Origin of the sequence: Rhodococcus sp. HNM0563 (assembly GCF_012726195.1) — a bacterium.
Lineage (GTDB): Bacteria > Actinomycetota > Actinomycetes > Mycobacteriales > Mycobacteriaceae > Rhodococcus.
The window spans coordinates 1-5,866 of the sequence record NZ_JAASAF010000020.1 but is presented as its reverse complement, the minus strand read 5'-3'; the positions used below and the strand labels follow the sequence as shown (position 1 = coordinate 5,866).

Here is a 5,866-nt window from a genome sequence, read left to right as displayed (position 1 = left end):
CGGTGGTGGGTGTGCGGGTGCCGGTGTCGGTGGTGTTCGAGGTGGGGTCGGTGGAGGAGTTGGCTGCCCGGATCGAATCACTGGTCTCCGGCGGCGATTCGGTGCCTTTGGCGGCCCGCGAGCGTCCCGAACGTGTTCCGTTGTCGTCGGCCCAGCAGCGGATGTGGTTCCTCAACCGCCTGCACCCGGAGTCGTTCGTCGACAACATCCCGATGGCCATCGGACTCTCCGGAGATCTCGATCATGCGGCATTGCGCTCGGCAATCGACGACGTCGTTGCCCGGCACGAATCGCTGCGCACCGTCTACCCGGAGATCGACGGCATCGGATACCAGCAGGTACTCCCGGCATCGGATGCCAGGCTCACCGTGTCACCGGAACCGCTGTCCGCAGACGCGGTACCCGATCGCATCGCGGAGATCGTGACCACCGGGTTCGATGTCACTCGAGAGGTTCCACTTCGAGTGCGCCTGCTCGAGGTGTCGGAGCGCGAGCACGTGTTGATCGTGGTGGTGCACCACATCTCCGCCGACGGTTACTCGATCGGCCCACTCGTGCGCGACGTGGTGACCGCCTACGAGGCGCACGTCTCGGGGAACGCGCCCGCGTGGGCTCCACTCGAGGTGCAGTACGCGGACTACACGCTGTGGCAGCGCGAGGTACTCGGCGATGAGTCCGATCCCGAGTCCTTGCTCTCCGAGCAGGTGGAGTTCTGGCGACGAACGCTCGCCGACCTGCCGGAAGAGCTTCCACTTCCCGTCGATCGCCCGCGGCCCGCGGTGGCGAGCAACCGCGGTGCATCGCTGCGTGTAGACCTCGATCGCGACGTGCGCGCGGGTATCGCCGATCTGGCACGTCGCAGTGGCGCAACGGAATTCATGGTTGTCCACGCTGCGCTCGCAGTGCTCCTCGCGCGGATGAGCGGTACCGAGGACATCGCGATCGGCACGCCTGTCGCCGGTCGCGGCGAGGCTGCCCTCGACGACGTGATCGGCATGTTAGTCAACACACTCGTGTTGCGCACCGAGGTCGACGGTGGGGAGTCGTTCGAAGGCCTGCTGAATCGGGTGCGGGTCGCGGATCTGGATGCGTTCGTGCACGCCGACGTACCGTTCGAACGCCTCGTCGAGGTGCTCGACCCGCCACGTTCGCAGGCCCGTCACCCGTTGTTCCAGGTGATGCTGACGTTCCAGAATATGCCGGTGTCGAACCTCGAGCTGCCCGGGTTGACCATCTCAGGTGTCGAATTCGACGTGGAGACAGCGAAGTTCGACCTCCAGGTCACCGTCGCCGACACCGTCGGGACGGACGGCGCACCCAGCGGGTTCGCTGTCGAATTCAACTACGCGACAGAACTGTTCGACAGCGCCACGGTGGAGAGCCTTGCGGGCAGGTTCGTCCGCATCCTCGGCGCGGTGGTCTCCGACGAGCGGACCGCCATTGCGGATCTACCGCTCCTCGACGAGGGCGAGCGTGAACGGATTCTGACCACCTGGAGTTCGCTCGGCGCCGGTGCTCCGGCACGAACACCGGCGACACTCCCCGGTCGTCTGTCGGAATCTGCGCTCGCTCACGCCACCGCCCCTGCGGTGACCTCCGCCGGTACCACCATCGACTACACCGAACTCTCGGCCCGCGCCAACCGGATGGCGCGTCGGCTCATCGCCGCCGGGGTCGGCCCGGGGTCGCTCGTGGCGGTGGCGTTGCCGCGCTCGATCGACCTCGTCGTCGCGCTCGTGGCCGTGCTCGAATCGGGTGGCGCTTACCTGCCGGTCGATCCGACCTATCCTCAGGACCGCATCCGGTACATGCTCGACGATGCGCGCCCCCGCGCGATCGTGACCTCCGACGCGATCGGGCGTGGCGACGCTGCGAGTGTGCTGTGGGACAGCGGAATCGACATTGTTCGTGCGGACGGCACGGACGACGGTGCCGAGACGTTCTCGGCAGATCCGCTCACCGACGCCGACCGTCCGGTGCCGTTGCGGCCCGATGATCTGGCCTACGTGATCTACACCTCGGGCTCCACGGGCCGCCCCAAGGGCGTCGGTGTCACCCACCGCAACGTGCTCACGCTCTTCGAGAATGCCGAACCGCTCTTCGGCTTCGGATCGGACGATGTGTGGACCCTGTTCCACTCGTACGCATTCGACTTCTCGGTGTGGGAACTGTGGGGGCCACTGCTCCACGGTGGCAGGCTCGTCGTCGTCGACTACCCGACCTCGCGGTCGCCGGAGTTGTTCGCAGGTCTCGTACGCACCGAAGGTGTGACCGTCCTCAACCAGACGCCGTCGGCTTTCTACCAGTTCGACGAGGCGGACCGCGCCCTCGCCTCGAGTGCGGTCGAGGCCGCGCCTTCGAGACTGCGGTACGTGGTGTTCGGCGGCGAGGCGCTCGATCCGGGGCGCCTCGAAGGCTGGTTCGACCGGCACCCCGTCACGCCCCGTCTGATCAACATGTACGGCATCACGGAGACGACAGTGCACGTCTCCTTCCACGCTGTCGAGCGCACCCATGCGCAGGCCGGGGCGGCAAGCGCGATCGGACGATCCCTACCCGGACTCGCGGTGCGCGTGCTCGATCGACGGTTGCAGCCGGTACCCCAGGGTGTGCCCGGTGAGGTCTATGTGTCCGGCGACCAGTTGTCGCGAGGGTATCTCGGACGCCCCGACCTGACCGCAGTGCGGTTCGTCGCAGATCCGTTCGGCCGGGGCAGGCTGTACCGCACCGGGGATATCGCCCGCTGGAACTCGGCCGGAGTCCTCGAATACGCAGGCCGCAGTGACTCCCAGGTGCAGTTGCGTGGTTTCCGCATCGAACTCGGCGAGATCGAGGCGGCTCTGCTGCAGGCGTCGGGTGTTGCGCACGCCGTTGCGATGGTTCGCGACGACGGTCTCGGCGAACGACTCGTGGGCTACGTCGTTCCGCGAGCCGGTGAGACTGTGCTTGCGCCGGACGTGCGCGCTCAGGTCTCGGAGTTCCTGACCGGCTACATGGTGCCCGACATTGTGACCGTGCTCGACGAACTGCCCCTGACGGTCAACGGAAAACTCGACCGGCGGGCTCTCCCCGCGCCGCGGATCGATGTTCTCGGCGACGACTATCGGGAACCGGTGACGGAGTCCGAACGCGCAGTGGCACAGATCCTGTCGCAGGTTCTCGACGTAGAGAAGGTCGGAGCGGACGACTCGTTCTTCGATCTGGGCGGCAACTCACTCATCGCGACACGGGTGATCGCGCGGATCAACGAGGCACTGGGTTCGAACCTGGCGATCCGTGAATTGTTCGAGGACCCCACCGTTGCAGGACTGGCAGCGCGGGCCGATTCCGGGCAGGGTGGCCGCACGCTCCCCGACCTGGTTGCCGGGATCCGGCCGGACCGTATTCCGTTGTCGCTGGCGCAGCAGCGCATGTGGGTGCTGAACCAGCTCGATCCGGGGTCGGCGACATACAACATTCCGCTCGCCATCCGGTTGCGCGGCGACCTCGACACCGCGGCACTGGCTGCCGCGGTGCGCGACATCGTCGAGCGTCACGAGTCGCTGCGCACCGTATATCCGCAGGACGAGCAGGGGCCGCACCAGAGGATTCTGGACGCCGACACGGTGGATGCCTTCGCCACGGTTGCCGTGGACTCGGAGGCGGAGGCCGTCGCGTTCGTTGTCGAGGTAGTCTCGCAGGGATTCGACGTGGCAACCGAGGTGCCTGTGCGCGGTCGTCTCGTGCGCATCGGCTCCGACGACCACGTCCTCGCGCTCGTGGTGCATCACATCTCGGCCGACGGCGCGTCCCTGCCGCCGCTCGCCCGCGATCTGATGTCGGCGTACATGGCTCGACTCGGGGGAGAAGCTCCCGCTGCCGACCCTCTCGAGATCCAGTACGCGGACTTCGCTCTGTGGCAGCAGGAAGTATTCGGCGACGCCGAGGACCCACACTCGCCGGCGGGCGTTCAGCTCGCGTACTGGCGCGCGAATCTCGCAGGGATTCCCGACCTGCTCGACATGCCCACCGATCGGCCGCGTCCGGCAATTCCGAGCCTGCGTGGCGCCACTCATATCACCCGGGTGACTGCAGAGACCCGCAGTCGTCTCGACGAGCTCGGTGCGGCGCACCGGTCCACGTTGTTCATGGTCGTGCACTCCGCTCTTGCCGTGTTGTTGTCGCGGCTGAGCAACTCTCGCGACGTCGTCGTCGGCACTCCCGTGGCCGGGCGCGGTGCTCGCGCGCTCGACGATGTCGTCGGCATGTTCGTCAATACCCTGGCGTTGCGCACCGACATCGACCCTTCCGCGACCTTCGGTGCGGTGCTCAACGGGGCCCGCGCTGTGGATCTCGAGGCGTTCGCGAACGCCGACGTGCCGTTCGAGCGAATCGTCGATGAGGTTGTCGCAGCACGGTCGGCGGCGCGGCATCCCGTGTTCCAGACGGTGTTGTCGTTCCAGAACATCGAACCGGCACGCCTCGAGCTTCCGGGTCTGACGGTCGAAGCTGTCGACGGTGGCGAGCTGGCAGCGAAGTTCGACCTGCAGGTGACCGCGGAACCCGAGGACGGCGCCGACGGTGCGGGCGGAGGGATGGCACTCGCGTTCACGTACGCGACCGACCTGTTCGACCCGGACACCATCGAGACCCTCGCAGAGAGGTTCGTGACGCTCCTGGACACGGTAGCGGCCGACCCCGCCACGGTGGTCGGTGACATCGATATCCGTACGGACAGTGAACGTTCGGTCGCTACGAGTGTCGCGCCGTCTGTGCCGGCGACGACGCCGATGAGTGTGGATCGCACACTTGCGCAGGAGCTCCAGGTTGCCGTCGAATCGGATCCGGATGCTCCGGCCGTCGTCTTCGGCGACTCGGAGTCGAGTTTCGCGGAGATCGAGGCGCGCTCATCGCAGTGGGCGAGGTACCTGATCTCCCGCGGAGCGACCTCGGGCGATGTCGTGACCGTGGACCTTCCGGTCGGTGTCGATCTGGTGGTCGCACTGTGGGCGGTGGCGAAATCGGGTGCCGCCGTGTCGGTCGACCGGGAGGTGCCCGCACGATGGGGACTGACCACGAGCGACCGGGTCGCCGAGTTCACGGAGACGACAGTTGCTGCCGCGACGACGTGGATCTCGATCGACGATCCTGCGGTCGATGCGGCAGTGGCGGACATGTCCGGCCGTTCACTCGGCTACACCGATCGCCCCGAGGTGCTCGGTCCCGGTGACCGGGCGTTGTGCTTCGGTGATGTGCGTCTCAGTCACGGTGAAGGAGTTGCCGCGTTGCGTCGGGGGCAGGATCAGCTGGCCCTGAGCTACGAATCCCGCATCCTTCCTGGCGGTGCGGACGCCGATCGATGGACGGTCTTCGCCGTGTTGGCCGCGGCAATTGCGGGCGCGGTGGTCGTCGTTCCTGGTCGCGATGATGATCTCGGCGAACTCGCTCTCGAAGAGTGGGTCAGCCACGTTTTCGTTCCGGCCGCCGAGGTGTCCGCATTGTCCGATTCCGAGGACCTCGAGATTGTGATCATCACCGATCGACACGCCGAAGCGCACGGTGGGGTTTCGGGTGCCCTGGCAGGCAAGAGTGCCACCCTGGCCGATCCCTGGGTACTGCACGATAAGTAACTGTTCGGTAACTTTACTTCCGGTCGAGCGGCGTCGGGGCTGTTCGACCGGAAGGAGTCGATTTCGTGGTGAGCGCTGATCGGGGGATGCGTTCGGTTGGGCAGGCCGAAGCGGACGAACTGCGACATAGCGGCCGGAGCACACGGCCCGGACGGAAGAATCCTTCGAAACAACGTCGTGGTGGGCGTGGTCGGGGTGTGGTGTTGCCGCAGTTGTTGGTGTCGGCGGTGGAGTCGTGTGGTGATGCGGTGGCGGTG

2 protein-coding genes are annotated in these 5,866 nt (G+C 66.6%); both read left to right on the top strand.

What is annotated here, in order from left to right:
• Nucleotides 1-11 precede the first annotated feature (11 nt).
• On the top strand, nt 12-5,609 hold the full coding sequence (locus HCA61_RS25730) for an amino acid adenylation domain-containing protein (protein WP_346777652.1): 5,598 nt from the start codon (nt 12-14) through the stop codon (nt 5,607-5,609).
• A 68-nt stretch (nt 5,610-5,677) separates the two neighbouring features.
• A partial coding sequence (locus tag HCA61_RS26085; RefSeq protein ID WP_206040606.1) for a hypothetical protein occupies nt 5,678-5,866 on the top strand: 189 nt, incomplete at its 3' end.